The organism is Planktothrix sp. PCC 11201, from assembly GCF_900009135.1.
In the GTDB taxonomy this organism is placed as follows: domain Bacteria; phylum Cyanobacteriota; class Cyanobacteriia; order Cyanobacteriales; family Microcoleaceae; genus Planktothrix.
On sequence record NZ_LT797708.1, the window covers coordinates 17825 to 33723 of the forward strand.

Here is a 15899-nt window from a genome sequence, read left to right on the forward strand (position 1 = left end):
ATTTAGAGATAGGGAAGAAGCCCTGAAGGGCTTACTACGGGACGAGGGTTTCCGTAACTGCTAAAATTTGATCAAATTGAAATTCGTTAGCCAATTTTTTCAGGGTAAAGGCTAAAGCTGAATAAGGTTCAGGGATTTGCTGAATTAACTCAAAAATCCGTTTTTCTTTGGTACAGAGTACCGCTTCATGAAATTCTTGAATCCAAGCTGGAGGCATTAATAATAAAGCATCTAAGGTCAGATTAGAAGGGTCAGAGATTTCCGGCAAATTGGCTCTTAAATTTTCTGAATGGTCTGATTCTGCATATTCATATTCTAATCCTAAATAAGTCGCCATTTTTTCAAAAATAATAGAATCTCGGAAGGGTTTACTCACAAAATCATCACATCCAGCTTGCAAAACCTGGGCGCGTTCTTCTTCAAAAGCATTGGCGGTTAAGGCGATAATAATGGGGGAATTTTTATCGGTTGAATGAACTCGAATGCGCCGAGTTGCTTCCATCCCATCCATCACCGGCATTCGCATATCCATCCAAATTAAATGGGGTTGCCAACTTGACCACAATTCTATCGCTTCTTGACCGTTAATTGCTTCTTGAACTTCAAACCCTGTCATCGATAATAACTGCACTAAAACTTGACGATTTTCGATCGCATCTTCCACCACTAAAATCCGATATTTAGGTTGTTCTGGAGCTAAACGAATCACAGATTTTTTAGAGGGTTGGGGTTGAATATCTCCGCTTTTTGCTAAACCCGCTTGAACAAAAAATTTCACGATTGTTCCTTGTCCTAAAATACTATTAACAGTAATATCTCCTCCCATCATTTGTACAAATTGTTGACTGATGGGTAACCCTAAGCCCGTCCCTTCCTTAGACTTTCTACCTGTTTCTGTTTGTCCAAAGGCTTCAAATAATAATTCAATTTCGTCGGCAGCAATACCCGGGCCAGTATCCTCCACTTCAAAAGTAATCATCACAGGTTTTTCCGTAGATAATATCTTGATTTCTTGCTTGACCCGCAAAATTACAGAACCAGATTCAGTAAATTTAATCGCATTTCCCAGTAAGTTAATTAAGACTTGGCGCAGTTTACTTTCGTCTAATTTTAAATATTGAGATCCGGTTTGATCTCGTTCAAAAATCAATTTTAATCCTTTGGTTTCTGCTTTTAATTCTAGCATTTCTTCCAAATTATTTAATAAATGATAAAGATCGAAAGTGGTCTCATTTAATGTCAGTCGTCCCGCTTCAATTTTTGACATTTCTAAAACATCATTAATTAAATCAAGTAAATGTTCTCCACTGCGTTCAATAATCCTCAAAGATTCCCGTTGTACAGAACTCAATTGATGATTTTTAGCTAAAATTTGTGTAAAGCCTAAAATTGCATTTAAAGGGGTTCTTAATTCATGACTCATATTCGCTAAAAATTCACTTTTAGCCTGGTTAGCAGCATCGGCGGTTTCCTTGGCTTCCTGAAGTTGAGCTAGGAGTTTAGCCTGTTGAATGGCAACCCCTAACTGATTGGCAACTTGGGTTAAAAGACTTACTTCTCGCAATTCCCAATGACGGGAGTTATTATGTTGATAAGCTCCTAATAATCCCCAGAGAATTTCCCCGACAAAAACTGGCACTAAGATATAAGCCTGAATCTGAAATCCTTCTAAAACCCGCAGATGAGATGGGGATAAAGCGGCTAGAACAATATCATCAATAATTAAAGGTTCGTGGTTTTGATATTGACCAATTTGGGGATATTGCAAATGGGTATCTAACCAGAGATTTCTATGTTCTGCTTCTTCTAATGGAATCCCCCCAGAAAGTTTAGACTCAAAGATAAATTCTGCACGGCGTTCTGAGATAAAATGATAGACGACAACCCGATCGCACTGAAGAATTTGTCGGACTTCTTGGGTGGTGGAACTAAAAATAGTATCAATATCTAAGGTTTGGCGAATTCGATCAATTACCCGTGCTAAAGCTCGTTCTTGCTCGGCAACTTTTGCCTGTTCTTCTGAACGTTTTTGAGCTTGGGTGAGGAGTTCTGCCTGTTGCAAGGCTACTCCTAATTGTACAGCAATTTTCTGCACAAATTCAATTTCTTTTGTCTGCCATTCCCGAGGTTCTGAACATTGATGAATACATAATAACCCCCATAATTCATCGCCTTTGAGTAACGCCACAACTAAATTAGCCTGAATTTCAAATTGAGATAAAAGCTGTACATAACAATTGCTTAATCCCTCCTGATAAATATTGGGTAAAACCTGAACATGACCCAAGGGATAATTCTGAGCAAATTTTTCCCCAAAACAGTGATCTTCTATATGAGTTTCTAATACCGAACAAAAGGGAGATAACACATTTTCCGAGACAAATTTTCCTAGATTCCAATGGGAATGGGGTTTAAATTTAAACACCGCTACTCGATCCGCATTTAAGAGTTGACGCACTTCCGCCGTTGCCGTTTCAAAAATCGTATTAATATCTAAAGTCCGGCGAATTTTATCAATCACTTGTGCTAAAGCTCTTTCTCGTTCTGCTTCTTCAATTAAACTTTCCGATTGACGATGGAGTTCGGCTTCTAATATGGTTTCTAAATCTCGTTTTTGCTGTTCCGTTTGGGCGAGTAATTCCGCTTGTTGAATTGCGACTCCTAATTGTCCGCCAATTTGAATTAAAAAATTAATTTCTGATTTTTGCCAATTTCGCGGGCTTTGATTTTGATAAGCTGCCAATAGACCCCATAATGTTTTTCCTTGATAAATGGCAATAATCGCATAGGATTTAGCTTCATACTTTTCTAAGGTTTGAATATAACAGGGGGAAAAATTGGCTTGATAAATATCATTACAAACCCTAAATATTTCTCCTCTGGTAAAATCTCCCCCTTGGGTTTCCTGTAAATAGCTATCGGTGATGGAGAGATGGGATAAATATTTGATACTACATTCACTCACATTGCGTTTAAATTCTGGATCATATTGTTGTTTTTCAATTAAAGATTTCCATTCTTCTGTTTTTGATTCCACTAAAAATTCTCCCGTCCAATCGGGATTAAATCGATAAATTACCACCCGATCTGCTTTTAAAAGTTGACAAACTTCTTGGGTTGTTGTGGTAAAAATTGTATTCAGTTGCAAGGATTGACGAATTTTATTAATAATTGCAGCTACGGCTTTTTCTCGTTCAACGGCCTGATTAACTGCTTGGGTTAAATATTCGGACTGCATTTGTAACTGTTTCACAAATTCAGCGTGTTGTAAGGCGATTCCTAAATGGGTGGCAATTTGGCGAACAAATTCTATTTCCGACTCTTTCCAGACCCGGGAGCCAGAACATTGATGAATGCACAATAATCCCCATAATTTTTCCCCTTTGAGTAGGGGGGCAACGAGATTTGCTCTAATTTGAAATTGGGATAACATTTGTACATAACAACGGGGTAATTTTAAAGTATAAATGTCATCGGATACCCAAATTCTACCCTGAGTATAATAATTAATATAATGTTCCCCAAAACAATGATCTTTGATTTTTGCAGATAAAGCTGCACGGAAATGAGGTAAAACGTCCTCAGAAACAAATTCTCCCCATTCATATTTAGAATCAAAGTCAAACTTGTACATTCCTACACGATCGGCATTTAAAAGTTGACGAACTTCAATGGCTGTGGACTTAAAAATACTATCTAAATCTAAGGATTCTCTAATTTTACTGATGACAGCAAATAAGGCTTTTTGTTGTGCTACTTGATAGGGTTCTGTACTCTTATTTTTTTCGAGTTCTATGACTTGTTTTTGTAGACTGATAACTTCTTCAATTAATTGTTCTTGGGTTGCGGTACTAATGGAAATAGATGGATTTTCAGACATAGCTTTCCTCAAGTAATATAATAATACAATTTCGCCCTTGTTTTTTGGCTTGATAGAGAGCGCGATCTGCCAATTCAATCAATAATGATGGACTGGAATCTAGCCGAGGAACGAGACAGGTTATGCCTAAACTTAAAGTAATATAAGAACTAGCTTTAGATCCGGCATGAACCAGTTGTAAATTTCCTACTTTTTCTTGGATATTTTGAGCGATCATTTGGGCTTCTGATATTTGGGTTTCAGGTAAAATAATCCCAAATTCTTCCCCCCCATAACGGGCAACTAAACCGGGAGAACCGTAGATGGCTTGACTAATGGCTTGGGCGATCGCTCGTAAACAATCATCCCCCGCTTGGTGACCATAGGTATCATTATAGGACTTAAAATAATCGACGTCACACATAATCAAAGACAGGGGTTTTTGTTGAGCAATGAGCCGCTCCCATTCCTGTTGTAAATAGTGATCAAATTGCCGTCGGTTCGCCGTTTGAGTTAGTCCATCTAAATGGGCTAATCGATCTAATTCTTGGTTGAGTTTTTGCAATTCCAGTTGAGATTTTTGTAAGGCAGCTTCAATTTCTTTGCGAGCTTGAATTTCCTGTTGTAACCGTTCATTTTGGGCGATGAGTTGTTGATGTTGGGTTCGTAAAGTCAGATGATTTTTTACTCTCACTAATACTTCTTCCACCTGAAATGGCTTAGTAATATAATCAACTCCTCCCACACTAAAAGCTTTAACCTTATCTAAAACATTATCTAAAGCACTAATAAAAATAATCGGAATTTCCGCCGTCATCGGATCGGATTTGAGGGATTCACAGACCTGATATCCGTCAATATCGGGTAACTTAATATCCAGAACAATCAAATCTGGAGGTGCTGCTTTGGCTGTTTTTAATGCCATGACTCCTTTTGTCACCCGCCTGACCTCATATTGATGTTCCATTAACATGGTGGATAATAGTCTTAAATTATCAGGTTTGTCATCAACTAATAAAATACTTCCCAAGGGAGATTCTGAATTTGCAAAATCAATCATTATCAATATTGGGGAAAAGGTTAAAATGAACTATGAATAAATTAATGTCTAAATTTTGATGATTTAAAAAATCAAAAAATCTGATCTTTAACTATTCAGATGATTTTATCAGAATTATACGCTGTTTATTGACAGATTAATGTTTCTAATTATATCAAGGATAAACCCGAATACAGCCAAGACTAAATCGACTAACCCTAGTAGTTTGTGATAAATTAAACCCATAATCCGTAAAATTACTTAATTCTGCTCCCTACTAAAATCTTCATCTCCTTGTCATATCTTTGCCACAGCAACGTCATATTCAACCTGTAACTTCAAGAATATCGGGGTAAAGCACTGAAAAGTTCTATCCCCTTAAATCCTTATAGATAGAGGTATTACAATGAAATCTGATTTTGATGCTTTAAATTCTCCCCTAGAGTCCCCTCGGTTGGAATGGACGGAAACACCCCGTCCAACTCAACGTCCGAGAACCCAATCTTTAACATCTTTATCTTTAGTTTTATTAGGGGTAGGCGCAGGAATCGCTGGGATGTCTATTCTGCCTCAACTCCAACGCCCTCAACCCACCATCCCGACGGCGATATCCCCCGTACCCCCGACCGCCCTCCCCGCCCCGGTCAGTGCCAACCCTGGGACAATTGCCACTCCTGACCTGGTGGCTTCCGTGGTACAGCGTTTTGGGCCAGCCGTTGTCCGAATCAACGCGACCAAAACCGTTGAAAATCAGATGCCACAACAGTCTAATGATCCCTTTTTTGAGCGCTTCTTTGGTTCTCAAATGCCCAATGCGCCTCAACAGGAAATTGTTCGGGGTTCCGGGTCAGGATTTATTGTTAATTCCAATGGTCGAATTATTACCAATGCTCACGTTGTTGATGGGGCAACAAAGGTATCGGTTGTCTTAAAAGATGGTCGTCAATTTGAAGGAAAAGTGGTTGGCACTGACCCTGTAACTGATGTTGCCGTGATTCAAATTCAAGCTAATAATTTACCGACCCTGACCATAGGTAATTCTGAGGCTTTACAACCAGGGGAATTAGCGATCGCTATTGGCAACCCATTAGGATTAGATAATACCGTAACTGTGGGTATTATTAGTGCCACTGGTCGTTCGGGAAGTGAAGTTGGCATTCCTGATAAACGAGTCAGTTTTATTCAAACCGATGCTGCTATTAATCCTGGTAATTCTGGTGGGCCGTTACTCAATCAAAAGGGTGAAGTAATTGGGATGAATACCGCGATTATTCAAGGTGCCCAGGGTTTAGGATTTGCGATTCCGATTAATCAGGTTCAACACATTGCCGATCAAATTTCCACCACGGGAAAAGTTGAACATCCCTATTTAGGAATTCAAATGGTCACGCTTTCTCCTGAAGTCAAAGAAAGTTTAAATCAAGATCCCAATAGTCCAATTAGTGTCAATGAAGATCAAGGGGTTTTGATTGCCCGAGTCGTGCCCAATTCTCCCGCCCATAAATCTGGACTACGCGCTGGAGATGTGATTATTCAAGTGGATAATATCACCGTCACTAAAGCCGATGAAATCCAACAAATTGTTGAGAATGTAACGGTAGGAAGTCAGTTAAAAATGCAAATCAAACGTCAAGGTCAACCCTTCAATTTAGACGTAAAAACCGGAGCTATCCCCATTAATCAGTAATCAGTAATCAGTTATCAGTTTTGAGTTATCAGTTAATAGTTTGATATCCCATTCGTCGTAGGGGCGAGGAAATTAAGTTGACACCCATGGGTGCGCCTTACCCCCACAGCAGAATATAGATATTTTTGGAGATGACTGATGACTGATGACTGATGACTAATAGACATCTCCGAAAATCCTCAAATGCCCTCTATCGCTACTTTTTGAGTCTCTAGCACTCCTGTGCCGGTTTCTCCTAAAGTAACGGATTCATAGGCTTTTTCAGTTACATTAATAATAATTAATGAATTTTATTTCTGATATTCAATCATTTTTCAAAAGTATTCTGGGCAATTCTTAGATGATAATACAATCGCTCCTATTCGCCATCTTATTAGTCCACATACTGTCAAGATTACTGCTTCATAATTTTGGCTCTTTAACCGAAATCTTTCTGAAGCAACTCGATAAATTTTTATCAGTCTTATTAAATGTTCGACTACAATCCTTTGTTTGGCTTTTAACCGATTTTCTTCTCGATTTTCAAGGGATATTTCTTGATTCCTCGGTTTCTTATGTGGTGTATTAATTGCTGTTTCCCCTACATAAGCTTTATCCCCCCTGTATTTTTGATGATTCCCCAATTCCTCCCTTCTTTCTCTCCACAATTTCAGATCGCTTGTTGCTCCGGTATAACCCACAGCTACATCCACTATTTCTTTCCCGCTCGGCATGACAATGACTTGATTTTTAAAGGTATGTGTTTTTTTCTTTCCTGAGTAATATTTTTTCTGCTCTTCATTGTCTGTTGGTCTTTGCATGGGCTGTTCATAGCTATCTACTACTAACTCATATTCCAGCAGAATTTTTTCTACCCACTCCCAATCACTCTCGTTTTTTTTTACTTGCTCAAGTAAACTGGCTGGCAGTAATTCTCTCAATATTTTTATCCCGTTATGGAAAATATCATTCGCTGTTGATTCACTCACTTCAAACTGTAACCCTAACATTTGAAATGTGGGCATCTGATGCAGATAAATTAGAGTTAGTAAGATTTGTTCCTCCACAGATAATTTCTGGTGACGACCCCCACCTGCTTTAATCAACCTGATCTTAGCTTTTTCTCGTTCTTGTCGTTTTTCTTGTTCTAATAACTCCGCGGCTTGAATTAGTTCTATCAACTGTTCATATTCCATCCCTAATAGCCTTTTTGTTTGCTGGGGATTCTTGTCCAGATAGCCTCTTAATTTAGTCATCTCTCCTTGGGGTAAAATCAAATTTTACCATCTTGCTATCCCTCCCCATTTTTATTTCGGAGATGTCTAATGACTAATTGCTGATAGGATCATGAACCGTAACTAATTTTGTCCCATCGAGAAAGGTAGCTTCTACCTGTACATCATGAATCATTTCGGGAATACCATCCATAACATCTTCCCGCTTTAAAACTGTTTTTCCATAACTCATTAACTCCGATACAGTTTGCCCTTCCCTAGCCCCCTCTAAAATAGCAGCCGTAATATAAGCAACGGCTTCAGGATAGTTTAATTTTAGTCCTTTTGCTTTCCTTCTTTCTGCTAATAAAGCAGCCGTAAAAATTAATAACTTATCTTTTTCTTGCGGGGATAATTGCATAAACTTTTCTGAATAATTTTTAAGAGATTAAAGTTGCCAGACACGAGGTTTGACGATTGATTTTCCCGTATAATTTTGACGGAGCAACTGCCAAACATCCGTAAACCAGTTTATCACCTCTTGGGTCGAATTTCCCCGATAGCGACAGAGCAATCCAGATATTAATTGGGTCACTCCAGCTTGACTAGAAGCTTCTCGCTGTGACCACAATTGTCTTATACTATTAACAATATCTTCAGAAACAGGTTGTCCCACCCAAATTAAGCTGGCAATTACAGATTTTCCTGCCAGACTATGGGGACTATTCAATATTTCTTCATTTGCGATAAACCCCTGTCGATCAATCCAAACCGGACAGCCATTCTGCCAGATTTCTGTACAGGATTTCCACTGTCCTTGATTGAATATTTCTCCCCTGGCTGTGCGTCCAAATCGGGTGATTTCCCATCCCAAATAACAAGCATCGGGAGCTAAATTAACTCGGAGATCTTGACTAAAAATAGCTCCATTAAAAATAATTATTTCCCGGGGAATAAATTCTAAATAGGCTTTTTCTTGGACTTCAATTTTAATATGATTATGGGCAGTTTCTCCCGAACTTCGATAAATTTTACTGGCTGCGGGAGTGGTTAATACTACTTGGGTTTTTGGTTGTAAATTAATGGTTTGAGATAGGCGATCGCCCCCTACCATTCCTCCGGCGGTATGTAGTATAATACTATGGCAGATCTCCTGACCTTCAGGATAAAAGGAACGTTGAATTTTTAATGGAGCTTGACTATAGGCTTTTACTAACTGAGTGGAATTGTTGATTTTTTGATAATCTAAATCTAATATTCCTTGCCATTGCGAGGCATTGATTTCTAAATTTTTCATAAAAGTAGTAAGCCCTTCAGGGCTTCTTCAGGTTGTTATCATTGCTAAACTAATCATTGTACATCGTTATTAATAGTAGTAAGCCCTTCAGGGCTTCTTCAAGTTTTTATCATTGCTAAACCAATAATTATACATCGTTATTAATGTTGGTTTTTACTATAACTCTAGGGAACAAAGAAAGCCCTGAAGGGCTTACTACGGGATTAAGTGGGATTTAATAAATTTAATGATAGCATCTAATCCTTGTTGAGTTTTTAAATTGGTAAATACAAAGGGTTTGTTTCCTCGCATTTTTTTCGCGTCCCTTTCCATAATTCCTAAATCTGCACCGACTAAGGGCGCGAGATCAATTTTATTAATCACTAATAAATCGGATTTTGTAATTCCTGGCCCACCTTTGCGGGGAATTTTATCTCCGGCGGCTACATCAATAACGTAAATGGTAATATCCACTAATTCCGGGCTAAAGGTAGCCGCTAAATTATCCCCACCACTTTCTACAAATAACAGATCTAAATTATTAAATTTGGTTTCTAATTGTTCAATTGCGGCTAAATTTAATGAAGCATCTTCTCTAATCGCTGTATGGGGACAACCTCCGGTTTCTACTCCTAAAATGCGATCGCTTTCTAAGGCTTGGGAATTAACCAAAAATTGAGCATCTTCTTGAGTATAAATATCGTTTGTAACCACCGCTAATTGATAGTCGGTGCGCATTTGCTTACACAAAACATCAACTAAGGCTGTTTTTCCTGAACCCACTGGCCCGGCAATTCCAATTCTTAAACCAGACATAAAATTAAGAGAAAAACTATCTAAGTTAATTATACCATAAATTGATATAATTAACTTCTAAATAATCGACTATATTGGGTTTCATGGGCCATACTTGCTAAAGCCAACCCCCAATTACAACTGACTAAATCCTCATCTTCTAATTGTAAAATAGCCGTAGCTGTTGATTCTATTTCTGGGTGTAATTGTAAGAGTAAAGTTTGACCCATGGTTTGACCTAGGGGAATTAGTTTTACCCCAGCATTAATTAAATTAGTCGCCCAACTATAGAGATATCCCAGTAGGGCATTTTTGAGATCAAGATCCCAATAAACTGCACCTAGTCCAAATGCGATCGCATAATTACAAGGTTTGCCCACTTTTTCCGTCCAATCTTTCAAAGGAGGTAACTCTAAATCTGTTTTTTTTACCTTTTCCAAATTAACTAAAAGCTGGATTAAAGTGTTCCCCATCTGCCAACTTTGTTGTCGCAATTCGGCCGTTTCTTTCGCCGCCGTTGACCATTGATTCCAATAACTAAATTGGTTATAATCTTGATTAATCACACAGCGATAAGCCCGAACCATTAAGGCAGCTTCCAGTCGAATTGCCCCATAATTCAGGTCTTGAATTAACCACTGTAATAAACTAGAATGATCAGTAATAATTTCAGTTTCAACTAAAGTTTCTAAACCCTCTGAATAACTATAAGCACCCAAGGGTAAAGCTGGACTGGAAAGTTGTAATAAATTTAAAATCATTAAAAAAAAGCCAAGATATAGAATCTTTAATATACTACCTCAAATCAGAAACTATAATAATTATTGGCATCAATATATTATACTCCCTATTACCCATTACCCATCACGAATTTAATAGGATTACGCATTAACGCAAATTAAAATCCGTGAAATCCGTGAAATCCTCTTAAATCCGTGATCCGCATTACCCAATTATTAATGATCATGTCCATAAGCTCCCCTTTCAGGATAAAAAGGAGCAATTTCTTCTTGAATTGTTAATCCTTGATGCAATAACATTGAAGATAATACAGGATCGGGGGAAAATCGTAAATAGTCGGCGGTAATTTCTAACTGAACATGACGATTTCCTAAATGATAAGCCGCTTTTAATAAATCGAGGGAATGGTTAGCCCTGACCGTAATAATAGGTTCGGGTTTAGCAACAACTTTTGCCCAAATATCTTGAGCATCAGAGGTTAATAAATCCCCCGCCTTTAAAACTATTCCCCTGGGAAGACGAAGATAATAGGTTTCACCCTCTAAAGTTTCAATATATTGACGGGTTTTTGTGCGTTCTTCTGCGGTTAGAGCGAGATGAACTGTAACCTTTTGATTCTCTTTCTCTGGAACTAATTGCGTAAAAATAATCATAATTGCAGATGATTAGAACTAATCGAATAAAGTTTAACTGAATCTATTAATAAATTCCTTGTTGTTGTGCTTGTACACTGATTTCAAGAAGGGCTAAAGCCCAACAACTTTTAGATCAAAATAGGTTATTCCTTCAGATAGATGAATTTAACCCATAATTTTAGGTAAATTTAACCTAATTATCTCATCTAAATCAATTCGTTTTTAGTTGAGATGAACCTTGGGAAAAACCTATGAATAATCAACCTCGAAATCAGCCCCATTCTAATCAGGAGACTCCTGACCCCGTAAGGGATGAATCTATTCGTCAAAATGAAAGAACTAAAGTTAATAATGATATAGCTTGGAGTACATTAATTGGTATAGGAATTGCTGTATTATTATCATTAGGAATTGGTTTTGTAGTTTGGCCGAGTTTATTTAAACCCGATGACTCCAAGGCTCCAACCGTAGGGCCGGGACAATCGGAATCTAATACTCCCAAAACTCAAGCTCCAGGGCGAGATACAGTGATTATTGAGAGAAATCGAACTCAAGTTGTTCCTGTTCCCGTACAAGTCCCCCAACCTAAGCCCAATGTTAACGTAACGGTTCCCCCTGTGGCTCCTCAATCCGCTCCCAATGTTAACGTAACAGTTCCCCCTGTGGCTCCCCAACCCGCTCCCAATGTTAACGTAACAGTTCCCCCTGCGGCTCCCCAACCCGCTCCCAATGTTAACGTAACAGTGCCTCCGGCGGCTCCTCAAGCTCAACCAACAAAGGACGAAGTATTACCAGAAACCAATTCTAGTCCCACTTCTGAGCCATCTCCCCCAGCGTCTGGGGACACCAATGGGTCTGGAAATTAAAACCCTATTCCCTGTTCCGGTGTTCCGGTGTTCCCTGCTATACAATTAAAGATTGTCTAAATTCAATCAGATTTAATGAGTCCAGTAATGGTTAATACGGGTTTGTCTCCGATTCGGGTGGGAATTTTGGGATTTGGCGGGCTAGGACAGGCAGCAACACGGGTTTTAGCCCCAAAACAGCAAATGCAGTGGGTAGCTGTGGCCGATCAAAAGGGTTATGCTTATGATGGGGAGGGACTGAACCCGAATCGCTGTATTGAGATCTATCAAGCTCAAGGGTCGGTGGGATATTTAGAACCCCATGGGGTTTTGAGTAATCAGAGTATTGAAGAATTAGTGAAAACCGCCCCAGGGGTTGAGGGGTATTTTCTGGCTTTGCCGAATTTACCCAATGATTTTATGGCCAGTGTGGCTAAAACCTTTATTCAGTTGGGATGGCGAGGGGTATTAGTCGATGCGATTAAACGGACGAGTGCCGTGGAATTATTATTAGAACTCAAGGACGAGTTACAAGCCGCTGGAATTACCTATATGACCGGATGTGGAGCCACTCCCGGGTTATTAACCGCCGCGGCGGCTCTGGCGGCCCAAAGTTATACGGAAATTCATAGCGTTAAAATTACTTTTGGGGTCGGTATCGCCAACTGGGAAGCCTATCGCGCTACCATTCGAGAGGATATTGGTCATTTACCCGGATATACCGTTGAACAAGCTAGAGCGATGACCGATGCCGAGGTAGAAGCCTTATTAGCAGAAACAGGCGGGTTACTGACCTTAGAAAATATGGAACACGCCGATGATATTATGTTAGAGTTGGCGGGTATTTGTTCACGCGATCGCGTTACTGTCGGTGGAATTGTGGATACTCGCAACCCGAAAAAACCCTTGAGTACAAATGTTCAAATTACAGGCCGAACCTTTGAAGGGAAAGTTTCAACCCATACCTTTACTTTAGGGGATGAAACCAGTATGGCGGCTAATGTTTGTGGGCCAGCTTTCGGCTATTTAAAAGCAGGAATTCAACTGCATCGTCGAGGGATTCACGGTTTATTTACGGCGGCAGAAATTATGCCTCAATTTGTTAGATAGTAGGGGATAGGGAACAAACCAATCCAGGTTTTAAGGGTTATTAAAAAAACTCAGGGAGATTAAAATTCTACCTGAGTTAAAACTGTATTTTTTAATGTTTATTATATGTTGATTAATAGATAAATGCACCCTGTAATCTGATTTTGATAGTAGTTTTATTGTTGGGATATGCAATTGATTAAATCTTGTAAATACAGCCTGAATTGGAGTTATCTACTTCTCAAATAAAGTAGCGGCATGATGAGTACCGCTACTATTTGGATAAGATGAAGGCTGAGGATCTCAACAGTGTGAGACAGATATTAACGTCATTTCTGAGGAGTGTGGGATGATTAATTTAATCATCGCTTTCCTAGTTAGATTGACGACGACGGGAAGCCAGCATTCCACCGAAGGCTAAACCTAAACCAACTAATGTGGTGGGTTCGGGAACTTCAACGGGTGCGGGGGGTTTGGGAGGTGCAACATAGCTGGCAAAAGTGTCACTTTTGCCATAAATTCCTTGAACGTGCATTCCAACTTTTAACTGATTAGAATTCAACTTACTAATCACTTTGTCAAAGCTACCGTCGAACAGCAAACCCAACTTTTCTGTCTGGTCAATTCCGTCTCTATTAGCACCTTGCTGGATTGAATTAAAACCAATGCTGTCATTGCTTTGCCAACCTGTAATCAGGTTAGATTGAGCCAAGTTTGTATCATTTAGATCTTTTTCAAAACCAACAATTCCTTTATTGTAAAAAGATGCGATAGCAGAGATCCCAAATAAATTATTAATTGAATCACTACTGGTATCAGAGAATTTAATCTGGCTAATAAATGCACTTGATACTGCACCTGTATTTTCAAACTGGAACAAAACTTGATTGGTATTAGTTTTGCTAACATTAAACTTAAATTGGCCAACAAGACCATCTCCAACTGTGTCGCCACCGAAGATGTTGCTAAATCCAAAGGTTGTTGTATCGTATATCCCCAAATCTGAAGCATTAACAGGAATGGCAGCCGGATTTGGTGGGGGAGGGGGTTTTGGGCCAGCGTATGCAGGTGCCGTAACCAGGGAAACCGCAACTCCAGTAGTTAATATAGCAGAACCGATAATTTTAGATAGTGTGGTTTTCATCTGATCAGCCTCATCTTTTATATTTTATAGCCTGGGGTAGAAACAAGGGGATTGAACTGTGCCGTTCTTTGTCTCTTTGTCCTACCCTGTTACCAATATTACCCAATATACTTGGGGGTTGTCTATAGATTTTAGTAAATATTGGTTATTTTTACCGAAGGTTTACAATAGGTCGATACAAATATAAAGGGATGATGAAATTAGCTAAAAAAACCTTTCTATCGGATGTGTGGACTTTATATCTACCTAAAATAAAAATGAATGTTTGGGGATCAAAGCTGTGAGTTTGATCACAAGATCCCGTATAAATATCTCCGTATATAGGTGGTAAATCATACTTGATCCTCTGCCATATCCGCAAAAAAACGCAGATCAGCATCAAGTTTTTGACCGTCGGAGCTTTTTTGAGCCTTAAATGGGAAAACTCAACCCTTGAAGGGGAATCTGTTGTTGAGAGGGGCTTAATTTAGATTGTAGAAGGACGCCAAAGTTGCCTAAACCCATCGGATCAATTAAAGAGTGTAAGCATTCTCGTCGTTGTAATACTTCTGAAATAGAATAGTCTGAAGGTTGGGATAGAGCGGCGATGCGATCGCCTAACCCTAAAGCCATTAAAAATAAAGCCTGTTGTGTAAACCCAACGGCATCAATTCCCCAGTCTTTCCCATAAAGTTGTAAGGCGGTAAAGTTAACATGGGCGGTGATATCCTGGCGACCAATATTCAGATAGGGATCGTTATGATGACGATGTTGATAATAACATTGTAGAGTTCCTTCTGTGCGACTGGGAAGATAATATCGTTGGGCGGTATAACCATAATCAATGGTTAGAATAAAACCTTGATTCAGTTTAGTAGAGAGGGTTTTCATCCAGTCTAGGGCGACTAAATTAATCTCAGTTCGATATCCTTCTGGGTAAATATTAGAGCATAAATTAATATCGATTAATTTAAAATAGTCTGTAATTTTTTCGGTAGAAAGTTCGGCAATAATTTCTTTAAATTTAACCTCTGAATCTAAGGTAATATAAATTTCTTGAAGTTGTTTGTTTTGGACAATAACTTGATGGACGGGAAAGGCATCGACTAATTCATTAGAGAAAAAACAACCGATAATATTATTATTGGGAATATCCTCCAGGTCACACCATTGAATTGATATTATATTGGAGAGAGTTTTTTTGAGTTGGTGTTGTTGTTGCGCTTTGAGAAAGTTAGATTTCTCGATAATAATATAATTTAAACTTTTGAAAAATGCAGGATATTTTTTTTGTAAATATAACAGAATATCGCTGGCTAATATTCCCTGTCCCGCACCCATTTCTACTAAAGTAAAGGCGTTAGGAAAATCCAAAATTTCCCACATTTGGAAAAATTGTTCCGCTAACATTTCCCCAAAATCCGATCCTAAATAGGGAGAAGTCACGAAATCCCCTTCCGCGCCTAATTTGGGTTTATTGATGCTATAATATCCATATTCTGGGTGATATAAAACCCAGTTCATATAATCAGCAAAAGTAATTCTATTTTGAGGATTATCCTTGATTTTTTGAGCAATAAAATCCCATAAATTTAGATTGTTTTCATGATCCATATT

The 15899-nt window shown here is 38.7% G+C and carries 13 protein-coding genes; 3 read left to right on the forward strand and 10 right to left on the reverse strand.

Annotated features, from left to right (window positions below):
• Positions 1-34: 34 nt before the first annotated feature.
• Both PL11201_RS18370 and PL11201_RS18375 read right to left on the reverse strand, forming a co-directional pair.
• Positions 35-3880, reverse strand: a complete 3846-nt coding sequence (locus PL11201_RS18370; protein WP_079680347.1) for a GAF domain-containing protein — start codon at positions 3878-3880, stop codon at positions 35-37.
• Positions 3873-4919, reverse strand: coding sequence for a diguanylate cyclase domain-containing protein (locus PL11201_RS18375; protein WP_079680348.1), 1047 nt, complete (start codon positions 4917-4919; stop codon positions 3873-3875). Before PL11201_RS18375 ends, PL11201_RS18370 begins: the two co-directional genes overlap by 8 nt.
• Before the next feature lie 385 nt (positions 4920-5304).
• On the opposite strand from PL11201_RS18375, the gene PL11201_RS18380 reads away from it, so the two are divergent.
• Positions 5305-6585 carry an HhoA/HhoB/HtrA family serine endopeptidase gene (locus tag PL11201_RS18380; protein WP_079680349.1) on the forward strand — a complete coding sequence of 427 codons (1281 nt, stop codon included), beginning with the start codon at positions 5305-5307 and terminating at the stop codon, positions 6583-6585.
• 314 nt (positions 6586-6899) lie between these two features.
• On the opposite strand, the gene PL11201_RS18385 is transcribed toward PL11201_RS18380, so the two are convergent.
• The 6 genes from PL11201_RS18385 to ureE all read right to left on the reverse strand — a co-directional run bounded on the left by PL11201_RS18385 (position 6900) and on the right by ureE (position 11243).
• The gene (locus tag PL11201_RS18385) at positions 6900-7820 is read right to left on the reverse strand and encodes a transposase family protein (RefSeq protein ID WP_079676644.1); all 921 of its coding nucleotides are present in this window, start codon (positions 7818-7820) and stop codon (positions 6900-6902) included.
• Between the two features lie 73 nt (positions 7821-7893).
• Positions 7894-8199: an urease subunit gamma gene (gene ureA, locus PL11201_RS18390; protein WP_079680350.1), complete on the reverse strand. Its 306-nt coding sequence runs from the start codon at positions 8197-8199 to the stop codon at positions 7894-7896.
• A gap of 27 nt (positions 8200-8226) precedes the next feature.
• Positions 8227-9075, reverse strand: coding sequence for an urease accessory protein UreD (locus tag PL11201_RS18395; RefSeq protein ID WP_079680351.1), 849 nt, complete (start codon positions 9073-9075; stop codon positions 8227-8229).
• Between the two features lie 195 nt (positions 9076-9270).
• Positions 9271-9870, reverse strand: coding sequence for an urease accessory protein UreG (gene ureG / locus PL11201_RS18400; RefSeq protein ID WP_079680352.1), 600 nt, complete (start codon positions 9868-9870; stop codon positions 9271-9273).
• Between the two features lie 50 nt (positions 9871-9920).
• Positions 9921-10610 carry an urease accessory protein UreF gene (locus PL11201_RS18405; RefSeq protein WP_079680353.1) on the reverse strand — a complete coding sequence of 230 codons (690 nt, stop codon included), beginning with the start codon at positions 10608-10610 and terminating at the stop codon, positions 9921-9923.
• 195 nt (positions 10611-10805) lie between these two features.
• A complete protein-coding gene (gene ureE, locus PL11201_RS18410; RefSeq protein WP_079680354.1) occupies positions 10806-11243 on the reverse strand; it encodes an urease accessory protein UreE in 438 nt (145 codons plus the stop codon).
• 233 nt (positions 11244-11476) lie between these two features.
• Here ureE and PL11201_RS18415 point away from each other — a divergent pair, with 233 nt between their 5' ends.
• Together PL11201_RS18415 and PL11201_RS18420 are read left to right on the forward strand one after the other, a co-directional pair.
• A complete protein-coding gene (locus PL11201_RS18415; RefSeq protein WP_079680355.1) occupies positions 11477-12091 on the forward strand; it encodes a hypothetical protein in 615 nt (204 codons plus the stop codon).
• A 75-nt stretch (positions 12092-12166) separates the two neighbouring features.
• Positions 12167-13180, forward strand: coding sequence for a (S)-8-amino-7-oxononanoate synthase BioU (locus PL11201_RS18420; protein ID WP_079680356.1), 1014 nt, complete (start codon positions 12167-12169; stop codon positions 13178-13180).
• 352 nt (positions 13181-13532) lie between these two features.
• Here PL11201_RS18420 and PL11201_RS18425 read toward each other — a convergent pair whose 3' ends face one another.
• On the reverse strand, positions 13533-14303 hold the full coding sequence (locus tag PL11201_RS18425; protein WP_079680357.1) for a PEP-CTERM sorting domain-containing protein: 771 nt from the start codon (positions 14301-14303) through the stop codon (positions 13533-13535).
• Positions 14304-14714: 411 nt separating this feature from the next.
• Complete coding sequence (locus PL11201_RS18430; RefSeq protein WP_079680358.1) at positions 14715-15896, reverse strand: class I SAM-dependent methyltransferase; 1182 nt, start codon at positions 15894-15896, stop codon at positions 14715-14717.
• Between the last annotated feature and the right edge of the window lie 3 nt (positions 15897-15899).